Raw genomic sequence first — 23,117 nt, 5'->3', positions numbered from 1 at the left:
GGCAGGACGCACGATGAGCACACACGACCCGATGGAGCTGGCCAGCAAGACCGCTGCCTTGATGGAACAGTTCGAGCGCCGATGTGCCGAATTGGAGCAACTGCAACGCCGTCTTGCGCAGCAGTTGGAGCAGGTAGCGCAGTCGCTGCCAAATGTAGTGACGCGTTCGGCCGAACAAACGCTACAACGCGTGCCCGACACGTTGATTCGAAGCATCCAGCAGGGGTTGGACCAACCTGTCGCCGGGTTCGAAAAGCGGCTACAGCAAGCGGGCGGTTTGATCGGCGAAGGCGCGCAGTCGCTGTCTGATCAACTCAAGCGTATCGAACGCGGGCAGCGCCTGCTGCTCTGGAAAGGCGCGGCAGTTGTCCTGGGGAGTCTGCTGCTGCTGGTAGGCGGCGGATGGTTACTGAGCCAGTATCGCCAGGAGATCCGCGACAATCAGTTGCGTGCGGAGCTGCTGCGCGCCTACAACGCCGCAGACGTAGTGCTATGCGGCGACCGGTTATGCGCCAATGTGGAGACCAAAGGTGCCGCTTACGGCGACCGTCGTCAGTATCGACCGGTCAAATCCCGCTGATGTCGGCGTCGACTGCGGTCTTGCCTATCGCCTTGCAAAGCGTTGCGCAAACGCTCTGCGCAAAGTAGCTACAACATACTCCATCGCCGACGCCTTGCTTCATGCGCATCAGTTGGTCTGGCGATGAACTAGACGCTACCGAAACAAGCCGCCGGCGTCACGACGCCGGCACGTTCAACGCCCGATACGGCGGGGTGGACATCACCATCTCGGCCAGCGAATAGGCCAGTTCGCGCTCGGCCAGCACGGCACCGTCGGCGCCGTGTTCGAGCAGATGCTTGACCTCGGTATCGCTGTGTGCGCGCGCCAGCAGGGTCAGCGACGGGTTGATCGCGCGCAGCTTGGCTAGCGCTTCGCCGGCTTCCAGTGGCTGTGGGATGGCCAGGATCGCGATCTTGGCGTGCTCGGGGCGGGCCTCGGCCAGCACCCGATCCGCTGCCGCGCTGCCCCGGATGCCCGGAATTCCCGCTGCATGCGCCTTGGCCACGTGGTCGCCGTTGTCGTCGATCACCAGCACTGGCACGCCGCGGCTGCGTAGCAGCTGCGCCAGCGCGCTGCCGACGCGGCCGTAGCCGATCACGATGGCATGGCCGTCGGCCGGCAACGGCGGGCCAGGCGGCAGCTCCGGTTGCGCCGTGGCCGGTGCGTCCTGCGCCTGCTTGGCCTGCCAACGGTCCAGCCATGAGAACAGGAACGGGTTGGCCACGATCGACAACAGCGCGCCGGCCAGGATCAGATCGCGCCCGGTTTCCGGCAGGATCGCCAGCTGCACACCGAGCCCGGCCAGGATGAAAGAAAACTCGCCGATCTGCGCCAGGCTGGTGGAAATGGTCAGCGCGGTGCCGGTCGGGTGGCCGAAGGCGCGCACGATCAGGAATGCCGCCAGCGACTTGCCCACGGTGATGGTCAGGAACGTGGCCAGCACCTGCCAGGGGTGGGCGATGAGGATCATCGGGTCGAACAACATGCCCACCGACACGAAGAACAGCACCGCAAATGCGTCGCGCAACGGCAGCGAGTCGCTGGCGGCCTTATGGCTGAGTTCGGATTCCTTGAGCAGCATGCCGGCAAAGAACGCGCCCAGCGCAAACGACACGCCGAACAGCGTGGCCGACACGAACGCCACGCCCAGCGCGATGCCGAGCACGGCCAGGGTGAACAGTTCGCGCGAGCCGGTGGCCGCGACCTTTTCCAGCGACCACGGAATCACCCGGCGGCCGATCACCAGCATCGCCGCGACGAACGCCACCATCTTGAGCAGGGTCAACCCGAGCGCGGCCAGCAGCGAAGTGGACTGGCCGTCGTGCGCCGCCGACGGCGCGCCGGTACCGAGCACATCCGCCAGTGCCGGCAACAACACCAGCGCCAGCACCATGACCAGGTCTTCGACGATCAGCCAACCCACCGCGATGCGGCCACGCTGGGTGTCCAGCAAGCGGCGTTCTTCCAGTGCGCGCAACAGCACCACGGTGCTGGCCACCGAGAGCGCCAGGCCGAACACCAGGCCGTGGATCAGCGGCCAGCCCATGCTCCAGGCCAGCGCCCAGCCGAGCAGCGTAGCCACCACGATCTGCGCCAATGCACCGGGCACCGCGATCCACTTCACTTCCATCAGATCTTCGAGCGAGAAGTGCAGCCCCACTCCGAACATCAGCAACATCACGCCCAGCTCGGACAGCTGGTTGGCCATGGTCTGATCGGCCACGAAGCCCGGCGTAAACGGCCCGACGCATACGCCTGCCAACAGGTAGCCGACCAGCGGCGAGAGCTTCACCTTCTGCGCGAGCGTGCCAAGGATGAAGGCGACCGCGAGGCCGACGGCGATGATGTCGATGAGGCTGGTGTCGTGATGCATTCCAATCCGTTGTGAGAGTGTCCGGGAGAACGAGGCGGGCAGGCCCAGCCAACGGCACTGCGCCGGGCGTCGCCTGCGGGCATTGCATGGTCATGGCTGAGATCGGCGCGAGGGGAACAGGACCGCGTTGCTGGTCCGGTTGGCCGGACGCCCATAGTACACAGCGCATGATTAACGCGATGCGACATGCGGCGCAGGTAGGCAATGCGGCTGCCTGCGCCGCGCAGCGTGCGCAGGGTGGCAACGCACCGGTGGGCATCAGGGTAGTGGCAACTTTTTCGCCACGCCGCGGACCCTCGCCAGGTGCACGACTGGTGGCGCAAGCCAGTGCGCGTGGCGCGGCGCGGCATGACTTGGCGAGTTGCGGATGCGCAGGTGACACGCCCGTGCACAGGGTGCGGTTGCGCACACTGTGCTGCATGAGCACTGCGCTGGATGTAAACAGCGCACTTCACGGTGGCGGCCGGTTGCCCACACGCGCCCGACGCGCGCGCCGTCGCCTGCGGCCGCAAGGTGCTGCAACCGCGTGTCCGGTCCACGCGCTCGATCACGCAACTGCATCGCTGCAGCACATCGATTCAAGTTTGACGACAAGGCTTCGCGCCCGGGCATGGCGCATGCGCGACGGCGGCCGACAATCCGGGCGTTGCGGCGCACACGCCTCGCATCTTCCCCACGTCCACACCTTGTCGCCGCGCCCGGCGACCAGGCCCCACGAGCCCAGGCCATGCACCTTCGCGATCTCGCTACCCCACAGTTTCGCCAGGACCCTTATCCCACCTATGCGCGCCTGCGCGACGAGGGGCCGCTGGTGGAAGTGGCCGAGCGCCGGCTGATGAGCGGGCGTTACAGCGTGGTCGACAGCTTGCTCAGCGACCGACGCGTGGGCCGCGATTATCTGGAGAGCATTCGCCTGCGCTACGGCAACGATGCGCCGCAGATGCCGTTGTTCCAGGGAATGAGCCGCATGTTCCTGCTGGTCAATCCACCGGCGCATACGCGCCTGCGCGGCCTGATGACCCAGGCCTTCAGTGCGCGGCAGATCGAGTCCATGCGCCAGGTGGCCAGCGACACCGCCGCCGCACTGATCGCCAGCTTCCACGCCAACGGCCAGTGCGATGTGCTGCAGGAGTTCGCATTCCCGCTACCGGTGCGCATCATCTGCCGCATGCTGGATATCGATGCGGCCGACGCCACCAAGGTGGGGCATGCCACCAGCGCGCTGGCCAAGGTGTTCGACCCGATGATGACGCCCGATGAGCTGCAGGCCACCAGTGCGGCGTACCTGCAGTTGGAGCGTTATTTCCAGGACGTGATCGAGCAGCGCCGGAGCGCCGACGGCGATGACCTGATTTCGCGCTTCATCCGCGCAGAGGAGGACGGCTGCCGCTTGAGCAACGACGAGATCGTCTCCAACGTGATCCTGCTGTTCTTCGCCGGCCACGAAACCACCTCCAACATGATCTGCAATGCGCTGGTGGCCCTGCATCGGCATCCGGACCAATTGGCATTGCTCAGGCAGAACCCCGCCCTGATGCCCAATGCGGTGCTCGAATGCCTGCGCTACGACAGCTCGGTACAGATGGCCACACGCACGGTGCTGCAGGAGTTCGAAGTCGATGGCGTGACCCTGCAGGAGGGCGCCATGGTGTACCTGATGCTGGGTGCGGCCAATCACGATCCCGTGCAGTTCACCGACCCGCATCTGCTGGACATCCGCCGGCAACAGGGCCGTGCCTTGTCGTTCGGTGGCGGCATTCACCACTGCCTGGGCAACCGGCTGGCCTTGATCGAACTGGAAGCCGCGCTTGCGGCACTGCTGGAACATCTGCCGGCGTTGCGCCTGGATCAGCTCGACACGCTGACCTGGAACGACCGCTCCAACCTGCGGGGCGTGGACGCCTTGCTCGCGTCCTGGTGATGCCATGGCAAGGCATGGCGGCTCGTAGCGCGTAGGCCGATGCAGGCGTCGACGCGAACAAACAGGCATCACCGCCAACCGGTGATGCCTGCACCCCTGCGCCGACCGACATGTCGGTCAGCGCAGGCGACTCGCTCGCCGATCAGAACCGGTAGGTCACGCGGCCATACCAGTAACGGCCATTGAAGCCGAACGGCGACAGCGACGAATACTGCAGGCCGCCGGCGCGGTCGTCGTAGGCGGTGGTCAGCTGCGCCTTGGTGGGGTACTGGTTGGTGAGGTTGTCCGCGCCCACGGTGAAGGTGAAGGCGTTCCAGGTCTGGCTGGCGGCCAGATTCAGCAGCCAGCGTGCGTCGTAGGTCTGGTCCTGGCTGCCATCGGCCGGGTCGCTGATACGCTTGATCGCGCCGTAGCGGGTGGCATTGAAGTTCAGCGCAAACCCGCCGATCGACCAGTCCGCGGCGGCCATGTACTTGGTGCGCGGCGTGGCATCGGTGAGCAGGCCCTGGCTGGCGCGCCCGAAGTTCGGGTTGGACAGCTCCAGGATGGTGGTCTTGTTGTAGTTGGCGCTGGCACTGAGATTGAGCTTGCCGTAGCTGCCCAGGTCGGCCTGGTAGCTGTTGATCCAGTCCACGCCGCGGGTGCGGCTGGTGGCGCCGTTGACGAAGAACTGCACCGCCGCCACCTGGCCGATCGGCTGCGCCAGCTGCAGCTGGTCCGAATACAGGATCTGGTCCCAGATGCGGATCTGATAGACATCCAGGCTGGAAGTGAAGTCCGCGGTGGGCTGCCACACGCCACCCAGGCTGTAGTTGGAGGATTTTTCCGGGCTCAGCGGGCGTGCGCCCAGCGCCACGGCAACCGGATCGGAGGTGCGGTAGGTGCCCACCTGCACCAGCTCGCCGTCCTGGATCAGGGTCACCACCGAGGCGTAGTTCTGCTGTGCCAGCGACGGCGCGCGGAAGCCGTTTGAGACGGTGGCGCGCAACGCAAACGTATCGGTGAAGGCATAGCGCGCCGACAGCTTGCCCGAGCGGGTGGAACCGGCATCGCTGTACTTCTCGTAGCGCCCGGCGATGCCGCCGGAGAGCTTGTCGGTCAGATCCGCTTCTAGGTTGACGTAGACCGCATTGCTGTGACGGCCGAAGCGGCCTGCCACCGACGGCTCCAGGCCGGAGAACACCTGCGCGCCACCGGGGTAGGGGGCGCCGGTGTCGGGATTGATGGTGTTGGGGTCGAAGAAATACGAGTCCGGCGAGCCGGCGGTGATCTCGTAGCGGTCCTGGCGATGCTCGGCACCGAAGGCGACATTGACCGGATAGGCCAGGCCCCAGTCGAAGGACTTGTTGATGTCCAGATTGACCACGCCCTGCTCGGTCTCGAAACCGCCGGAATTGAAGCGGGTCGGCGAGCTGCCGGTGGTCCAGTACAGGTTGGTGTTGATGCTGTCGAGGATGTTGAAGCTCATGTCGTTCTTGCCGTACGTGGCCGACACGTCCCAGTTCCACTCGCTGGCGGTGGTGCCCTTCAGGCCCAGCACCGCGGAGCGGTCGTTGACCGGGTTGTAGATCTGCGGCAGGAACCCGTTCGGATACACCGCCTGCACGTTGCGGCTGGTGTTGTCGAACGCGCGGTAGTAACCGTTGGAAGTGACTTCGCGCCGGCTCGCGCTGACATGGCCGTACAGCTCCACGTTCGGCGAGAACGCGTAGCCGAAGGCGGCCAGCCCCTGGTAGAAGGTCGAATCCGGATCGCCGTGGCGCTGGTAGGGCACGCCGCCGGGGTTGGCCGCACCGGCGATGGTGGTGGCGCGGTTGGTGTTCTCGCTGCGGTTGGTGTCCATGGTGTTCTGGTAGTTCCAGGACAGCCGCACCCAGCCCGGTGCGCTATCGCCACCGGTGCCGCCGAACGGTAGGCCGATCGAGCCGTCGATACCGTTCTGCGCGCCATCGCCCTTGTCCATCAGGCCGCCGTTGATCGATACGCTGTTGCTGCCCGCATCGGCCCCGTGCTTGAGCACGATGTTGACCACGCCGGCGATGGCATCGGAGCCGTACTGCGCCGAGGCGCCGTCGCGCAGCACTTCGATGCGTGCAATCGCCGACATCGGCAGCGAGTTCAGATCCGCCGGCGCCGAGCCGCGGCCCACGTACGGGTTGTAGTTGATCAGCGAAGAGGTGTGATAGCGCTTGCCGTCCACCAGCACCAGTACCGCGTCGGGCGAGAGCCCGCGCAGCGTGGCCGGGCGGGCGGCGTCGTTACCGTCGGAAATGGCCGGGCGCGGAAAGTTCAGCGAGGGCAGCAATTTGCCCAGCGCGGTAGCGATGTCGGTGGCGCCGGTGGCCTGCAGCGATTGCTCGGTGATGATGTCGATCGGCGATTCGGATTCGGCCACGGTGCGGTCGCTGACGCGCGTGCCGGTGACGATCAGGGTGTCCAGGGTTTTCTGCGGTTCGGTCGATTGCGACTGCGCACTGGCAGCGAACGAACAGACCGTGAGTGCGACTGAAATCGCCAGCGAAAGTGCGTTGGAGGTGTGCATGGGAATCAAGGCTCAAAGGGGATGATGGAAACAGCGGTGACGCGTGTGATGCAGGGGGAATGCAGCGGAGTGCGCAGGCTGGCCTGCCTGCAAGCGGCGCGTTGCAGTGGCGCAGACGGAAGCAGCGGCGGCGATCTGCAACGCCGGTGTGACGCGGCAGGCATCCTTGCCGGGCGCATCCGTGCGGGACATGGCGATCCATCTGCGGTGTGACGCAATGGCCGGCACGTGCATGGCGCACGCGCGACGGCGTTGGCACGCATGGTGCTGCGTTGCCATGCAAGGCAGGCGCCGGTCGCTACCGACCGGCGCAGCCCATTACCACTTGTAGTTCACGTTGGCGTAGACCAGCGCACCGTTGAAGCCGAACGGCGAGGCGCTGCTGTAGGGCAGGTAGGTGCGCGTGCCCAGGCCCGCTTCCTGGCGGTCGGGATATTCGTTGAGCACGTTGTCGCCACCGACGGTGAAGTTCCACGCGCCCAGCTTGTAGGACGCGGCCAGGTCCAGCGTCCACTTGGCCGCATAGGTCTGGTCGCTGCCGGCGTTGGTGCCGAAGGTGCTGAACTCGCCCCAGCGCGTGGCGGTGCCGGTGAACGACCAGTTGCCCGGCGACCACGTGCCGCCCAGGAAGAACTTGTCGCGCGGCGTGCCTTCGGTGATGCGGCCCAGTTCTGCGCGGCCGATGCGCACCGCTCCCGGGTCGATGGCTTCCAGTGCAGCCGGGTTGGCGGCGATGCGCTCGACTTCGGTCTTGTTGTAGTTGTAGCCGGTGGTCAGCTCCGCGCTGCCGCCATCCAGCGCCCAGCGGTAGGTGCCCACCGCATCCACGCCCTGGGTCTTGGTGTCCACCGCATTGGTGAAGTAACGCCCGCCACCGATGCCCGGGAAGCCGTTGGCCTGCAGGTAGTTGCGTGCGGCGATCGAGGTCAGGTTCTCCGACAGCACAATGCGGTCGTCGATATCGATGCGGTAAGCGTCGACGGTGATGTACAGATTTTCCACCGGCTGCAATACCACACCCAGACCGTAGTTCTTGGACTCTTCGGCCTTGAGCGGTTCGGCGCCGAGCGCGATCGCCGCCGGGTTGTCGGTACGGAAGGTGCCGATCTCGAACGGGATCGCGGTGACCGTGCCGTTGGGCTGCGCCACGTTGAGGAACTGCGTGGCGATCGACTGGAAGTTCTGCTGCTGCAGCGACGGTGCGCGGAAGCCGGTCGACGCGGTAGCACGCAATGCCACCTTGTCGGTGAACGCGTAACGCAACGACAGCTTGCCGGTGGCGGTGTCGCCGAAGTCGCTGTACTTCTCGTAGCGCCCAGCCAGGCCGGCGGAGAACTTGTCGGTCAGATCCGCTTCCAGATCCACGTAGGCCGAGTGGCTGTTGCGGTTGTAGTAACCGGCATCGGAGAGCTTGAAGCCGGGGAACACCTGCGCGCCGGGAATCAGCGCGCCGCTTGCAGACGGAATGCCGCCATTGGCCGAGGAGGCCGCATCGCCCGGCGACTGATTGAACTTCTCGCCGCGCCATTCGGCACCGAACGCCAGCGTGACCGGATAGGCCAGGCCCCAGTCCAGGGTCTTGGTGAAATCGGCATTGAGCACGTTTTGGGTTACTTCCAGCGTGCCGGCGTGGAAGTCGGTCGGGCTGGCCAGCCCCAGGCTGTTGTTCAAGCTGTTGCGCACATCGAAGGTGAGATTGTTCTGGCCGTAGTTGTAGCTCAGATCGATGTTCAAACCGCCTTCGGTGGAGGTCTTCAAACCGCCCACCCACGACACGTCCTTGCTGACGTTGTAGATCTGCGGCAGGAAGCCGTCCGGATAGATTTCCGGGCGGTTGCGGTTGTCGCCGGCAAAGCGGAAGTAGCCGTTGGACAGCACTTCGCGGCGGCTCACCATGCCGAACGAGTAGAAGGTCAGGTAATCGGTGGGGCTGTATTCGCCGTTGAACGAGATGGCGCCCTGGTCGATCTCCGGATCGCCGTAGCGCTGCTCCACGCGGCCGCCGAACGGCAGCGCGCGGTTGGTCTGGTCCGAATGCCCGGCCTGCGCGGCCAGGTGCACCTTGCCGGTGCCGGCGAAGCTGAAACCGGCGTCGCCGGAGAGCTGATACTGCTCGCCGTCGCCGGCGCTGTACTTGCCGTAGCGGCCATTGACGCTGCCGCCTTCGCCGCTGCCCTTGAGCACGACATTGATCACGCCGGCAATCGCGTCCGACCCGTATTGCGCCGACGCGCCATCGCGCAGCACTTCGATGCGCTCCACCGCCGCGATCGGAATGGTGTTGAGGTCGGCCGGCGAAGAGCCGCGCCCCTGGGTGTCGTTGAGGTTGATCAGCGCCGTGCTGTGATAGCGCTTGCCGTTGACCAGCACCAGGACCTGATCCGGCGACAGGCCGCGCAGCTGTGCAGGACGCACTGCGTCAGAACCGTCGGAGATGGCCGGGCGCGGGAAATTCAGCGAGGGGATCGCGCGTGACAGCGCGGTTGCCAACTCGGTGGTGCCGGTCGATTCCAGTGCCTGTGGCGAGATGATGTCGATCGGCGATGCCGATTCGGCCACGGTGCGGTCGGCCACACGGGTGCCTGTCACGATCAGCGTGTCGAGGGTTTTCTGCGCAGGAGCCTGTGACTGCGCGGCTGCGGTTGAAGCGGAAAACGACAAGGCGACAACGACAGCGACTGCGAGTGGACTGGACTTGCAATTCATGCGGTGACAACTCCGAGTGGGGAACGGATGCAGCGCAGTGGGCCCCCTCCCAGGCCGCGTCCGTGGCGGCAGCTGCGGTGCGTTCCCAACCATTAACCACGTGTAACCGCATGTCAAATTTTGGTTACGTTGCGCGTGCAACCGTCATCGGAAATATGCGTATGAAAACGGTGCCAGCTTGCACCACGGTGATGCATCGCTTGCACCGGACCTACTGCCCCGCGGGTTTGCTTGCACCATCATGGACATCGATAACAGATATGAAAGTTCTGCATCAGAACGTGATTTGCGCCATCTCGGCACTGCGTTGCGCAGGCCCATGGAAGACCGCTTCGATGTTGTTGCCATCGGGATCGAGCGCAAACGCCGCGTAATAGTTCGGGTGATAGGGGCGCACGCCCGGCGCGCCGTTATCGCGGCCGCCGTGGGCGAGTGCGGCCTGATGGAAGGCGTGCACCATGGCGATGTCGCGGGCCTGGAAGGCCAGATGGTGGCGGCCGGTCAGGACGCCTTGCGCGACGGTGTGCCGGTCGGAAACGAACAGTTCGTCGGCCCAGAAATACCCATCGCCCTCGCCGCCGATCGGGACGCCGAGCGCATCGAGCACGGCCTGATAGAAACGTCGGCTTGCCGGCAGGTCCTGCACCACCAGATGCAGGTGATCGATCAAGCGACCGCGACACACGTTCGATGCGTCCATCTGCATGCTCCGGCAATGACAGGAACACCGCTCATACCACGGCGCAGGCGCAGGCGCCGTCATCGTTCCGGCTGGTATGCGGACGGGGCGGGGCGGCGGCGCGGTGCCGCGTGCTAACGGAAGCGCCGTGTGCACGTCTGCTCGTGCGATGCAGCCCTCAGCCGGCGCCTGTAGCCGCTGACGCGTGTGTCGCAATGGCCTGAACGCACACGCCCCGGACATGGCCGGGGCGTGTGGTCGAACGACAACGGCGAAGCTGCAGCGCTGACGCCAGCAAATGCGTCAGTCTGCCCGCATCGCAAGGCGTGGCTGGCGTTGCCAGATCCGCTGCGCCACGCGCAGTGCAGGCCGTCGTTGCCGCACCTCGCGACGGCAGCGGCGCTTGCCGCTGCCTGTGCGCATCGCTTACCAACGGTAGTTGATGCGCCCGTACACGTACGCACCGTTGAAGCCGAACGGCGACAGGTTGCTGTACGGAAACTGCCCGCTGGTGGAGTTGGCGAAGTTGTTCTCGTCCGGGTATTCGTCCAGCAGGTTGTCCGCGCCCAGCGTCAGCGTCCAGCGGTCGACCTTGTAGCTGGCCGAGGCATCCAGCACCCACTTGGCACCGAAGGTCTGGTCATTGATCGCCGCCGCCGGGCGGGTGCTGTATTTGCCATAGCGCGTCGCGCCCAGCGCCAGCGTCCAGTGCTCGGAGTTCCAACTGCCGTTGATCAGGAACTTGTCGCGCGGGAAGCCTTCTTCGATACGGCCACGTTCGGTGCGGTCGATACGCTCCAGGCTCAACCCGTTGGCCGACAACGCCGCCGGGTTGGCCGCCACGCTGCGCACCTCGGTTTCCGAGTAGTTGTAGCCGGCGGTCAGGTCCACGCTGCTGGCTGCAAGCTGCCAGCGATAGCTGCCCACCACGTCCACGCCACGCGTGCGCGTGTCCACCGCGTTGGTGAAGTAACGCCCGCCGTTGATGCCGAAGATGCCCTGCGCTTCCAGCAGGCTGCGCACGCCGGCACCGGTAAGGTTGGACGACAGTACGATGCGGTCGTCCACATCGATCTGGTACGCATCCACGGTGAGGTAGAGCGCATCGGTGGGCTGCAGCACCAGGCCCAGGCTGTAGGACAGCGAGGTCTCGGCATCCAGCGGCTCGGCACCGAAGGCACGCGCCACGTTACTGTCGGCCGGGAAGGTGCGGATCTCGAACGGGTTCGGGTTGCCGGCCAGGAAGGTTGTGCTGGTGGACTGGAAATACTGCTGCGCCAGCGACGGTGCACGGAAGCCCGACGACACCGTGCCGCGCAAGGCGATCTTGTCGGTGAACGCATAGCGGCCCGACAACTTGCCCGAGGCCTGGCTGCCGAAGTCGTCGTAGTCCTCGTAGCGCCCGGCCAGGCCGGCAGAGAACTTGTCGGTGAAATCGGCTTCGATATCGGCATACAGCGCATAGCTGTTGCGCGAGTACTGGCCCGACACACTCGGCGCGAAGCCGCCGAAGCCCTGCGCGCCACCGGCCAACGTGCCCGCCTGGAAATACGAGCCCACTTCGCCCGGCGACTGGTTCCACTTTTCGTTGCGGTATTCGGCACCGAAGGCCACCGTCACCGGATAGGCCAGGCCCCAGTCGAAGCCGCGCTTGATGTCCAGGTTGACGATGTTCTGCGTGGTCTCCAACGCGCCGTCGTAGAACGAGGTGGGCGAGGTCGGCCCCAGGCTCACGTTGAGCGTATTGCGGGTGTGGAAATCGATGCGGTTGTAGCCATAGTTGTAGCTGGCGTCCCAATCCCATCCGCTGGCGGTGGAGCCGCGCACACCGGCCACCAGCGAGCGGTCCTTGGCGTAGCTCTGGATCTCCGGCAAAAAGCCCTGCGGGTAGATCGACAGCAGGTTCTGCGAACTGCCCGGCGCGCGGAAGAACGCGAATGAGGTGATGTCGCGGTTGCTGGCGGTGGCAAATGCATAGCCGGTGATGCTGTCGCTGAACTGGTACTCGGTGTTGAGCGAGGCGGCCTGGGCATTGACGTCCGGGTCGCCGATCTTGAACGCCTTCTGGCCCACGGCCGGCTGCGAGACGCTGGGCGCGCCGGCATAACCGCGTGCGCGGTCGGTGGGATCCTGCTGGTTGAGCTGGGCCGCCACATGCAGCCAGCCGCGGTCGCCGCCGTAGGCCACGCCGGTGTCGCCGGACAGCTCGTAGTTGTTGCCGTCGCCAGCCGAATACTGGCCGAAACCGGCCTGCAGGCTGCCGCCCTTTTCCGCGCCCTTGAGCACGATGTTGACCACGCCGGCGATGGCGTCGGAGCCGTACTGCGCCGAGGCGCCGTCGCGAAGCACTTCCACCCGCGCGATCGCCGCCACCGGGATGGTGTTCAGATCCACCGCCGCGGCGCCGCGGCCGATGGTGCCGTTGAGGTTGAGCAGCGAGGAGGTGTGGCGGCGCTTGCCGTTGACCAGCACCAGCACCTGGTCCGGCGACAGGCCACGCAGCTGCGCCGGCCGGATCGCGCTGGTGCCGTCGCTCAGCGCCGGGCGCGGGAAGTTCAGCGAGGGCAGGGCACGCGCCAGCGCGGTGGCCAGTTCCGGGGTGCCGGTGGCCTGCAGCGACTCGGCGCTGATGATGTCGATCGGCGACTGCGACTCGGCCACGGTGCGGTCGGACACGCGGGTGCCGGTGACGATCACCGTGTCCAGGGTGTTGGCGGTTGCCGGGGCGGCGGCGTCCTGCGCCAGGGCCGGCGCGGCAAGCAGTGCAGCGACCACGGCGGTCGCAAGCGAGGAAAGGGGGATGGTCATGACAACTCCGAAAACTGTGGGGCCGTGTGCGGCCGCTAAAGGCTAGGCAGGGGGTGGTCGCGAGCGGGCGAAGACGGCGGCGGCCTACCTGAAGGCGCTAATTATTCGTTAACGCTAGAATGGCGTCGCAGGAATGCTGCTCATCTGCTCATTCCTTTTCGTTCTATCGGACTGTCCATCAATGATTTCCCTGCGCAACTTCTCCATGCGACGCGGCGAGCGTCTGCTGTTGTCCAACGTCGACCTGACCATGCATGCCGGCTACCGCGTCGGCGTGGTGGGCCGGAACGGCACCGGTAAGTCGAGCCTGTTCGCCGCGGTGAAGGGCGAGCTGGAGGCCGACAAGGGCGACGTGGACCTGCCCGGCAAGGTGCGCACCGCCAGCGTTTCGCAGGAAACCCCGTCATTGCCCGACCCGGCGCTGTCGTTCGTGCTCGGCGGCGATATCGAGGTGTCCGCGGTGCTGCAGGAAGAGGCCGACGCGACCGCGCGCGAAGACTGGGAAGCGGTGGCCAACGCGCACCAGAAGATGGCCGAGCTCGGCGCGTACGACGCCGAGGCGCGTGCCGGCAAGTTGCTGCATGGCCTGGGCTTCCCGGCCGATACGCACCACCGCGCGGTCTCGTCGTTCTCCGGCGGCTGGCGCGTGCGGCTGAATCTGGCGCGTGCGCTGATGATGCCCAGCGACCTGCTGCTGCTCGACGAACCCACCAACCACCTGGACATGGACGCGGTGCTGTGGCTGGAGCAATGGCTGCTCAAGTATCCGGGCACCTTGTTGCTGATTTCGCATGACCGCGAGTTCCTCGACAACGTCGCCACCCACACCCTGCACCTGCACGGCGGCACCGCCAAGCTGTATGTCGGCGGCTATACCGATTTCGAACGCCAGCGCATCGAACACCTGCGCCAGCAGCAGATCGCCCACGACAAGGAACAGGCAGAACGCGCGCATCTGCAGAGCTTCATCGACCGCTTCAAGGCGCAGGCCAGCAAGGCCACCCAGGCGCAGAGCCGCATGAAGCGTTTGGCCAAGATGGCCGGTACCGAAGCGGTGCGCGCCGAGCGCGAGTTCCGCATCCAGTTCGCGCAGCCCAATCGGCTGCCGTTTTCGTTGATCCGCTTGAATCATGTACAGGCCGGCTATCCGGCTCCGACCTCCCTTCCCCCGCGTGCGGGGGAAGGGGCCCGACGGGCGGATGGGGGCGACGCTGCCACGGTCATCCTGCACGACGTCGGCTTCGGCCTGGAGGCGGGCGACCGCATCGGGTTGCTGGGGCCCAATGGCGCGGGTAAGTCGACGCTGGTCAAGACGTTGGTGGGCGAGTTGGCGCCGTTGGCGGGAGAGCGCAGCGCGCATCCGGACCTGCGTATCGGTTACTTCGCCCAGCACACGGTGGAGTCGCTGCATGAAGGCCAGTCGCCGATGGACCACTTCCGCGACCTGTCGCCGGATGGTTCCAACCAGGCGTTCCGCGATTTCCTGGGTAAATGGAATTTCGCCGGCGACCGCGCGTTCGAGGTGGTGGATGGTTTCTCCGGCGGCGAGCGCGCGCGTCTGGCGCTAGCGCTGATCGCCTGGCAGCAGCCCAACGTGCTGTTGCTGGACGAACCGACCAACCACTTGGACCTGGAAATGCGCGAGGCGCTGGCAGAAGCGTTGAGCGACTTCGAAGGCGCCATCGTGATGGTCTCGCACGACCGCCATCTGATCGGCCTGGTCTGCGACAGTTTCTGGCGCGTGGCCGATGGCGTGGTCGAGCCATTCGCCGGCGATCTGGACGAATACGCCGCATGGCTGCGTAGCCGCCCGGCGGCGCAGGGCACCAAGCAGAAGATGGCCGAAGCGGCACCGACCCCGCCACCGCCGACCAAGCCGTTGCCGCCGAAGAAGGCCGTCAACCCGCACAAGCTGGCCAGCGCCGAAAAGCGCGTCGGCGAGCTGGAGGCGGCGCTGGCCGCGCTGGATCGTGAGCTTGCCAACCCGGGCAACTATGCCGACAGCGACAAGATGGCGGTGCTGGGGCGCGACCGCGAAACAACTGCCCAGCAGCTGGCCGCCGCCGAAGCGGCGTGGATGGAGCTGATCGACGGCGCGTAAGGCGGGACGAGATGATGCTGCTGCGTGTTGATCGTGCTGATCGATTCGCGCTTGCCGTAGGTGGTTTCCGCGGTGCACGGCTTTGATGTTCTGCATCATGCGTCGACGGAGCAGTGTCTGGACCGAGCATGTGTGCTGCTCATCGGGTGTTTCTGGAGCCCAGGTGGGTAGGGCAGTCGCCGCGGAATGCGTTGCGCTTCGCGCCCGCACCCTCATCCGGCGCTACGCGCCACCTTGTCCCCCACGAAGGAGGACAATGTCCCGGCGGGAGAAGGGCGCAAGCCGCAGCTCTGGTGATGAAAAGCCCCTCTCCCTGCGGGAGAAGGGTTAGGGTGAGGGTACGGCGGAAGACAGCCATCTTGATGGAGGGGCCAGATAAGGTGCGGCCCAGCCATCGCATACGGTCAAGGCTGTGTCGAGCATACGCACGCAGTCAACACACCACGCATCCAACGTCACCCCAGCCTTTGCTCCACCAGCAACCACGCAAGCAACCTCCTCCCCGCCTCACTCTCAGGCCGCGAACGTAGCCGCGTCAGCCAATAGCGTCCCGCATCGATCGTGATCGGGAACGGGCAGACCAGGCGCCCGGCATCCAGGTCCTGGCGAAACATCGGCAATGGCAACAACGCCACACCGGCGCCGGCCGCCGCAGCGCTGGCCAACGTCAACGACGAATCGAACATCGCCCCACGCGCGGGCACGCTCGCCGCTCCCGCGGCACGAAACCACTGCGGCCACTCATCCAGCCGATACGAGCGCAGTAACGGCGCCCGCGCCAGATCGGCCGGCGTGTGCAGGCCGCGCGCCATGCTGGGCGCGCATACCGGCGCAAACGGTGCCTCCATCAGCGCATGCGCGATCTGGCCCTGCCAGTCGCCATCGCCGAAACGGATCGCCAGATCCAGCCCTTCGCCGGCCAGATCGACCCGGTTGTTGTGGGTGGACAGGCGCAATTCGATATCCGGATGCGCGGCATGAAAGGTCGGCAATCGCGGCAGCAGCCAGCCGGTGGCGAAGGTGCCTACCACGCCCACGCTGAGCACCTCGCGATAGCGCCCATCGGCGAAGCGCTCCAGGGTGGCGGCGATGCGGTCGAAGGCCTCGCCCAGCACCGGCGCCAGCGCCGCGCCCTCGTCGGTCAGCGCCACCCCGCGTGGCAGGCGGTGGAACAGGCTGGTGCCCAGCTGTTGCTCCAGCGCCTTGATCTGGTGGCTGAGCGCGGCCTGGCTCACGCACAGCTCGTTCGCCGCACGGGTCAGGTTTTGATGGCGGGCGGCGGCTTCGAACGCGCGCAGGGCATTGAGCGGGAGGCGGGGGCGGGGCATCGGGAGAGATTAGTTCAATTCATGCCTGGGATCGAAACATCGCGATGGTCGGCTGCGCCATGCGCATCGATACTGCGGGCTCCCTCAAGGAGGTAGACGCATGTTGAATCGGCGAGAGTTCTTGTACGCAACCGGCGCGGGCATGCTGTTTGCGGCGTCCAGACCCGCACTGGCGCTCAGTCCGGCGGTGAATGTGGACGACATGCTGCGGGCACAGTGGGCGGACATCGAACGTGGCACCGGTGGTCGCCTGGGCATCAGCCTGCTCGGCAGCGCCCCCGGCTGGCGCCTCGGGCAGCGCGAGAACGAGCGCTTCCCGATGTGCAGTACCTTCAAATTTGTATTGGCTGCGGCGGTGCTGCAGCGGGTGGATGAGGGTAAGCTCACGCTGGCGCAACCGGTCAAGATTCGTGCCTCGGACATGCTTGAGCATGCGCCGGTCACCAAGCGCCATGTCGGCGGCACGCTGAGTGTCGGCGAACTGTGCCGGGCCACGATGATCCACAGCGACAACCCGGCCGCCAACCTGTTGTTCCCGCTGGTCGGCGACCCGGCCGGATTGACCGCTTTCCTGCGCAGCATCGGCGATGCCAAGACCCGCAGCGACCGCTACGAACCGGAGATGAACGGGTTCGCCCCCGGCGAGCCGCGCGACACCACCACGCCTGCTGCGATGGCGTCCACGCTGCGCACGCTACTGCTTGGCGATGCGCTGCAGCCTGCCTCGCGCAAGCAGCTGACCGACTGGATGATCGACAACCGCACCGGCGACGATTGCCTGCGCGCGGGGCTCACGGCCGACTGGAAGATCGGCGACAAGACCGGTAGCAACGGCACCGATACCCGCAACGACATCGCCATCCTCTGGCCGCCGAAGGGCCAGCCGCCGCTGCTGCTGACGACATACTTGAACGGAGCCAAGGTCGACGCTGCTGCACGCGATGCGGCGCTGAAGGCAGTCGCGGTCGCGGTGCGGGAATGGTTTGGAAGGTGAGCCTGCCGAAGCGACACGTGGCGATGGCGGCGCATGTCGATTCGGCAGGCACGATTGCGGCGAGGGAGGTTGCGACGTTCCTCCACGCAGCAGCGGTGATGCGGAGCGATGGTTGCCGCTGGCCAGCGGCAACATTCAACCTGGCACGGCCACTCGGCCCAGCGCATCGATCGCGACAGGTCTTTCCTGCTGCAACCGCGCCGGTCCACCCATGGCGGGATCGCTGACGCTGTCGGCGCCGGTTTCGATGCGACCTGCCAGGCGCTGCGCCGCGCCGTCGTGGTGCACCCACAGGTCGTACCAGCCGCCGGTTGCTGCCGCTTTCCACCGGCGCTGCTCGGTCGCGCCGGGTGCAATGCTGAGGCGCTCGTGCGGCTGCGCGGCTGCATACGCGCCTGGTTGCAGCTCCACCTGCACGGCAGTGCTGCCGCCATTGCGCAGCGATAGCAACACGGATGTGGCGTCGTCCGGATCTTGGCTGATCTCGGTCATCAGCAACGGGGCGCTCAGGTCGCCGCGATAGTGACGATGGAATCCGTTCGGGCCGATCAGCCACAGATCGTAGCGACCATCGTAGGTGGTCCAGTCGCCTTCCAGGATGGCGCCGGTGCCCACTGTGTAGCGGCGCGGCACCGCCGCCAGGTCGTAGGGGTCGTAGACTTGCAGTACCACCGTTGCACCGCTGTTGCCCATGCGTAGCCGCACCTCGCCGCGCTCTTGTGCATGTGCCAGTTGCACGTTCGGGCGATACGGTACGGCGCGCGAACGGCGCAGGCCGAATGGCTGCGCGGGCGGCTGCAAGGTGGCCGGGAGTGGTGGCAGCGTGTGCTCGCGCAGGGCCGCTGCACGCGTTGCGGCATCGCCCACATCGGGCAGCGCCGCGGCGAACGGGCGTGCATCGGCGCTGCGGAAATCGAACGCGTTGGTCAGATCGCCACACACCGCACGCCGCCACGGCGTGATCTCCGCTGCGGGCACGCCGAAGCGGCGTTCCAGCAAACGCAGCACCGAGGTGTGGTCGTACACCTGCGAGTCCACCCAGCCACCACGGCTCCATGGCGAGATCACATACATCGGCACGCGCGGCCCCAGCCCGTACGGGCGCCCGCGCAGCTCGGGCAGATCCACCTTCTGTTCGCCTGGCGCCGGGTGACGGTGGTAGTCGTCGTCGGTGGCGATGCTGGATGCGCCGGCAAATCCACCGGCGGCACGCGGATCCGGCGACGGCGGTGCGGGCGGGGGCATATGGTCGAAAAAGCCGTCGTTCTCATCGAACATCAGCAGCAAGGCCGTGCGGCTCCATACCGCCGGATCGGCGGTGAGTGCATCCAGCACGCCTGCGGTGTAGGCCGCGCCCTGGGCGGGGCTGGACGGATCGGGGTGCTCGCTGCCGGCCGCATCGGCGATGACAAAGCTCACCGACGGCAGCCGGCCGCCCAACACGTCTGCGCGTAGCTGCTGCACACCACGCGTGCTGATGCCACGCGCACGCAACTGCGCGTCGTGACCAGGGCTGTTGCGGTACGCCTGCCGGAACGCGTCGAAGCCGGCCAACGGGTTGTCGGTGAAGTTGTCGGCCATGTCCTGGTAGATCTGCCAGGACACACCCGCGCGCTGCAAATGTTCGACATAGGTGGCCCAGCGATACGGCTCGGCAAAGCCGCCCAGTTCCGGAAAGTTGTCGTGCGAATTCCCGATCACCGGGCCGCCTGCGCGCGCCTGCGGATCGTTGCCGCCGGTCCACAGGAACACGCGGTTGGAATTGGTGCCGGTCTGGATCGAAGCGTGGTACGCATCGCAAATGGTGAAGGCATCGGCAAGCGCGTACTGGAAGGGAATATCCGCGCGCCCGTAATAGCCCAGCGCATGGTCGTGCTTGGCGGCGGCCCAATGTCCGAGCCGGCCATGGTCCCAGGCCTGGTGTGCATCCGGCCAGCTGTGCGGTGTGCCCTTGACGCGCATGAAGCCGAACTGCGCGGCGGTGTCCAGTGCAAACGGCGTCAGCCATTGCTTGCCGTCCTCGCTGGGTTGTAGCCACACCGTCCGCGCTGGAGCGCCCGGCAACGGCGGCGCCGGAATCGGAAAGCGGTCGCCGAACCCGCGCACGCCGGGCAGGGCACCGAAGTAGTGATCGAACGCGCGGTTTTCCTGCATCAGGATCACCACGTGCTGCAGATCTTTCAGCGTGCCGCTGCGGCGATCGGGCGCGATGGCTGCGGCGCGCCCGATGCTGGGTAGCAGTGCCGTCGTGCCGGCGCTCAGCCCGGTCTGCAGAACGCGGCGGCGGGGAAGATCGATCATCGTGTCACCTGATTGGCTGAACCCTCACGAGCCCCTTCCACCGCCTGCGGGGGAAGGTGCCCGAAGGGCGGATGGGGCACGGTCGGCATAAGCAGCTAGTTGCAGGCGTAGGCACAGGCTTTCTGGACCCCCGGTGTCTAAGCCCCGCCGGCCCCGCCCTCATCCGGCGCTACGCGCCACCTTCTCCCGCCAGCGGGAGAAGGGAAACGCTGCCTTCCACCGCCTGCGGGGGAAGGTGCCCGAAGGGCGGATGGGGGCGCAGTACCCGCACCTAAAAATCTCGGACTAGCGTAAGTCAGCAGCAGCGCCCGTGCACCACGCACCGGTCGATCCGCCGTTACAGATCCAGCGTCAGCGTCAAACCGACCGTGCGCGGCGCCGCGATGAACGCGCTGTCGCTGCCGTCCACGCCTTCCAGGTAGCGTTTGTCGGTGAGGTTGCTGACATTGAGTGCCAGCTGCAGGCCGGTGAGCTGCGACGATAGCTGCGACAGCTCCACCCCCAGGTTCGCATTGAAGGTCGTCACGCCATCGAGCGCGGCGCGGTTGGAAGCGTCCAGATAGCGCTTGCCCAGGTAGCGTCCGGAGACGCCGAAGCGCCAGGCCTGGCCGCGCCAGTCGGCCGACATCACCAAGGTGTTGCGCGGCTGGCCGATCACCTGCGCACCGGGGGTGATCTCCAGTGCGGTATCGCGCGCGGCATCGCCGCTGCCCAGATAATCGGCCTTGTTGTAGGTGTAGGCACCATTGATGCGCCAACCGTTGTCCCAGCCGTAGCCCAGCGCCGCTTCCACGCCGCGCGCATGCACGCCGCCGAAGTTTTCGTACACGCCATCGGTTTCGCCCAGGTAGTCGATACCGCTGACGAAGTTGGCCGGCACATACACGATGCGGTTGTCGAAACGGATGTCGTACAAGGTCACGCTGCCGGTCAGCGGCCAGCGGCTGATGCGCAGGCCAAGTTCGACGTTGTCGGCGGTTTCCGGTTTGACCCGGCTCAGTGCGATCGGGTCGGTTTCGCCCAGCACCCCGGAGGGGATGGCGGCAAAATTCTGCGAGTAACCGGCAAAGGCTTCCAGGCCCTGCAGCGGCGTGGTCCAGGTCAGGCCGGCCGACAGCAGCGGGTCCGAATGCGCATCCGATTCTACATGCTGCGCCTCGCCGATGCGGCGGTCGCGGCTCTGGTCCAGGAAGAACTGCTTCACGCCCACGCGCCAGGCGAAGGCGCCGTAGCGCATCACATCTTCCACGTAGTACATCTGTTCGTCGGTCTGGTAGTTGTCCTTGAACTGCACCCAGTACGGCTGATGATCGAAGCTGATGTTGGTGCCGACGTTGAGCAGGCGATGCCAGTCGCGGGTGACGCTTCGGTCGTAACGCTCCAGCCAGGCACCGGCGCGCACGGTGTTGTCGATGGCGCCGAGATCGGCACGCCATTCCACATCGGCCATCGCGCCGGCGCGGTGGTTGTCGTAGTGGCTATGGCGGTACGACTGCACGGGGACCGAGCCGGCCGGGTAGCAGGCCGGATTGGATTCGGCCGGCACCGCATCGCTGCCGGCGCAACCGGCCAGCATCGTCGCGGCCGCACCGCCGGGGGTGAGGTAATACAGCTTGCCCAGGTCGCTGCCGGCATACACGGTGTTGCCACCGCGCGCCTCGGATTCCACTGCGCCGGCGCCGTCGTTGGTGACGTCCACCAGATACGGCGGAATCCAGTCGCCACGGCCTTGCATGCGGTGCGCGTAGCCGGTCAATGTGGTCTTGAAGCCGTTGCCGCCATCGAAGGCGCCGCGCAGGTAACCGAAGGTGTTCTTGCGTAACGCGCGCGAGCCGGAGCGGTAGTTCTGGTCCAGATACGGAATGCCGGTGAGCGTGCCGGTCAACAGATCGTGCTCGGGGTCGCGTGCGAACTGTTCGGGTGTCACGCTGGTGTATTCGGATTCGTCGGCATCGTCGTAGGACGCGTAGCCGCTGAGCGTCCACTTGTTCAATGCGCTGACGAATTTGCCGGCCAGGTGATCGCGGCTGGTGTGGCCGCTACCGTCGATCCAGTCGTCGTTACGCGCCGACGAGCCGCTGATCCAGGCGCGCGTAGTGCCGCCTAGCAGCCCGGTGTCGTAACGGGCGTAATACTTGCGTGCCTGGTTGTCGCCGATGCCGCCGATCACTCGCACACGCTGGGTGTCCAGCGGTTCGCCGGTGAGGTAATTCAAGGTGCCGCCCAGCGCTTCGTTCGAGCGCGATGCGATGTCGGCGGTGCCCTGGCTCACTTCCACCGTTTCCAGATCCGGCATGTCGATGAAGCGATTGGCCTTGGAGCCGCCGCCATAGGCCGAGCCGCCATTGGGCACGCCGTCGATGGTGGTGCCGATCTGTTGGGTATCGCGATTGCTGACGAAGCCACGCATGCTGATCTGGGTGCCCCAATCCGACGAGCCGAATGCATCGGCCTCGGTCACCACCACGCCAGGCAGTTCGTTGAGCGCATCGTTGACGCTGCCCAGCACGAACTGGCGGTCCAGCATTTCCTTGCTGACGGAGGTCTTGGAATACGTCATCGCCTGGCCGACCACCTGCACCTGATCCAACGTGGACACTTGCTCGCCAGTGCCGGTCGGTGCGTCGCTCGCAACCCGGCCTGACGTTGCGCCGTCAGGAGCTTGCTGCGCATAAGCGGGCACGGCGAGTGGAACCAGCAGTAACGCAAGCGTGGCCGGGTGGCGCACGCGCGAGGAGGACGTCGAATCCATTGCAATCCAGCAAGCGGGGGGGTGTTCAAAGACTGCCGCGCTTGCGTTGCGTGATGATGACCGCGCTACGGATGGGGCTGCGATCACGCATAGCGATGCGTCGAGTCGCAGCGACAGGATGATGTCTAGTGGACGCTGGTGTTTCCAGCCTTCCGGTGAGATCTCCGATACGAGACGACGTCATCTGTCGTCGGAGGTCTGTTCAAAGCCGAGCCGGGCGAGCGCGCGGCGGATTCACCGCGCGCGGGACACGCGATGAATCCGTCAGCGCCGGCTCGGTGAGGACACCATGCCAGGCAGTTGGTTGGTGGTTTTGTTCAAGAACTGAGGGCGCCGCGCCACTAGGTTGCTGGTTGCCTGTCGCTTGTTGAAAACCTTGCGCGCCGACCATCGCAACTGGTCCTTGCCCGCCCACCGTCGCGGGACCCTTGGCGGCATGGATGCCGCCGCGGAGCTACATGGACGTACTTGCAGCGTGTCCTGCGATGGTGGGCGGGCAAGGGCCCTGCAGCAATGGCGCAGATGATCCGCTTTCCCCCTGATCTACCAG

The 23,117-nt window shown here is 66.1% G+C and carries 12 protein-coding genes; 4 read left to right on the top strand and 8 right to left on the bottom strand.

What is annotated here, in order from left to right:
• Positions 1 to 13 precede the first annotated feature (13 nt).
• Positions 14 to 580 carry a relaxation protein gene (locus tag RZV17_RS15140; protein WP_355604643.1) on the top strand — a complete coding sequence of 189 codons (567 nt, stop codon included), beginning with the start codon at positions 14 to 16 and terminating at the stop codon, positions 578 to 580.
• A gap of 157 nt (positions 581 to 737) precedes the next feature.
• Here RZV17_RS15140 and ybaL read toward each other — a convergent pair whose 3' ends face one another.
• Positions 738 to 2,435, bottom strand: a complete 1,698-nt coding sequence (gene ybaL / locus RZV17_RS15135) for a YbaL family putative K(+) efflux transporter (RefSeq protein WP_104579895.1) — start codon at positions 2,433 to 2,435, stop codon at positions 738 to 740.
• Positions 2,436 to 3,162: 727 nt separating this feature from the next.
• On the opposite strand from ybaL, the gene RZV17_RS15130 reads away from it, so the two are divergent.
• Positions 3,163 to 4,356, top strand: coding sequence for a cytochrome P450 (locus tag RZV17_RS15130; protein WP_355604639.1), 1,194 nt, complete (start codon positions 3,163 to 3,165; stop codon positions 4,354 to 4,356).
• A 142-nt stretch (positions 4,357 to 4,498) separates the two neighbouring features.
• Here RZV17_RS15130 and RZV17_RS15125 read toward each other — a convergent pair whose 3' ends face one another.
• The 4 genes from RZV17_RS15125 to RZV17_RS15110 all read right to left on the bottom strand — a co-directional run bounded on the left by RZV17_RS15125 (position 4,499) and on the right by RZV17_RS15110 (position 13,091).
• Positions 4,499 to 6,898: a TonB-dependent receptor gene (locus RZV17_RS15125; protein ID WP_355604636.1), complete on the bottom strand. Its 2,400-nt coding sequence runs from the start codon at positions 6,896 to 6,898 to the stop codon at positions 4,499 to 4,501.
• Between the two features lie 318 nt (positions 6,899 to 7,216).
• Complete coding sequence (locus tag RZV17_RS15120) at positions 7,217 to 9,604, bottom strand: TonB-dependent receptor (protein ID WP_355604633.1); 2,388 nt, start codon at positions 9,602 to 9,604, stop codon at positions 7,217 to 7,219.
• A gap of 274 nt (positions 9,605 to 9,878) precedes the next feature.
• Entirely contained in the window at positions 9,879 to 10,304 is a 426-nt protein-coding gene (locus RZV17_RS15115; RefSeq protein WP_355604630.1) for a VOC family protein, read from the bottom strand.
• A gap of 405 nt (positions 10,305 to 10,709) precedes the next feature.
• Positions 10,710 to 13,091 (bottom strand): TonB-dependent receptor, encoded by a 2,382-nt coding sequence (locus RZV17_RS15110; protein ID WP_184374847.1) that lies wholly within the window; start codon positions 13,089 to 13,091, stop codon positions 10,710 to 10,712.
• Between the two features lie 181 nt (positions 13,092 to 13,272).
• On the opposite strand from RZV17_RS15110, the gene RZV17_RS15105 reads away from it, so the two are divergent.
• Positions 13,273 to 15,192, top strand: coding sequence for an ABC-F family ATP-binding cassette domain-containing protein (locus tag RZV17_RS15105; RefSeq protein WP_123137306.1), 1,920 nt, complete (start codon positions 13,273 to 13,275; stop codon positions 15,190 to 15,192).
• A 455-nt stretch (positions 15,193 to 15,647) separates the two neighbouring features.
• On the opposite strand, the gene ampR is transcribed toward RZV17_RS15105, so the two are convergent.
• Positions 15,648 to 16,520 (bottom strand): LysR family transcriptional regulator AmpR, encoded by an 873-nt coding sequence (gene ampR / locus RZV17_RS15100; RefSeq protein WP_104579890.1) that lies wholly within the window; start codon positions 16,518 to 16,520, stop codon positions 15,648 to 15,650.
• A 100-nt stretch (positions 16,521 to 16,620) separates the two neighbouring features.
• Between ampR and bla the strand changes: the two genes are divergently transcribed.
• On the top strand, positions 16,621 to 17,514 hold the full coding sequence (bla, locus tag RZV17_RS15095; RefSeq protein WP_355604624.1) for a class A beta-lactamase: 894 nt from the start codon (positions 16,621 to 16,623) through the stop codon (positions 17,512 to 17,514).
• A gap of 135 nt (positions 17,515 to 17,649) precedes the next feature.
• Here the strand turns inward: bla and RZV17_RS15090 are convergent, their stop codons facing one another.
• Complete coding sequence (locus RZV17_RS15090) at positions 17,650 to 19,815, bottom strand: phosphocholine-specific phospholipase C (RefSeq protein WP_355604621.1); 2,166 nt, start codon at positions 19,813 to 19,815, stop codon at positions 17,650 to 17,652.
• 337 nt (positions 19,816 to 20,152) lie between these two features.
• On the bottom strand, positions 20,153 to 22,567 hold the full coding sequence (locus RZV17_RS15085) for a TonB-dependent receptor domain-containing protein (protein ID WP_355604618.1): 2,415 nt from the start codon (positions 22,565 to 22,567) through the stop codon (positions 20,153 to 20,155).
• Positions 22,568 to 23,117: the final 550 nt, after the last annotated feature.

This window comes from Xanthomonas cannabis (assembly GCF_040616535.1).
In the GTDB taxonomy this organism is placed as follows: domain Bacteria; phylum Pseudomonadota; class Gammaproteobacteria; order Xanthomonadales; family Xanthomonadaceae; genus Xanthomonas; species Xanthomonas cannabis.
The sequence above is the reverse complement of the archived record's forward strand: the minus strand, read 5'-3'. Positions and strand labels throughout refer to the sequence as shown.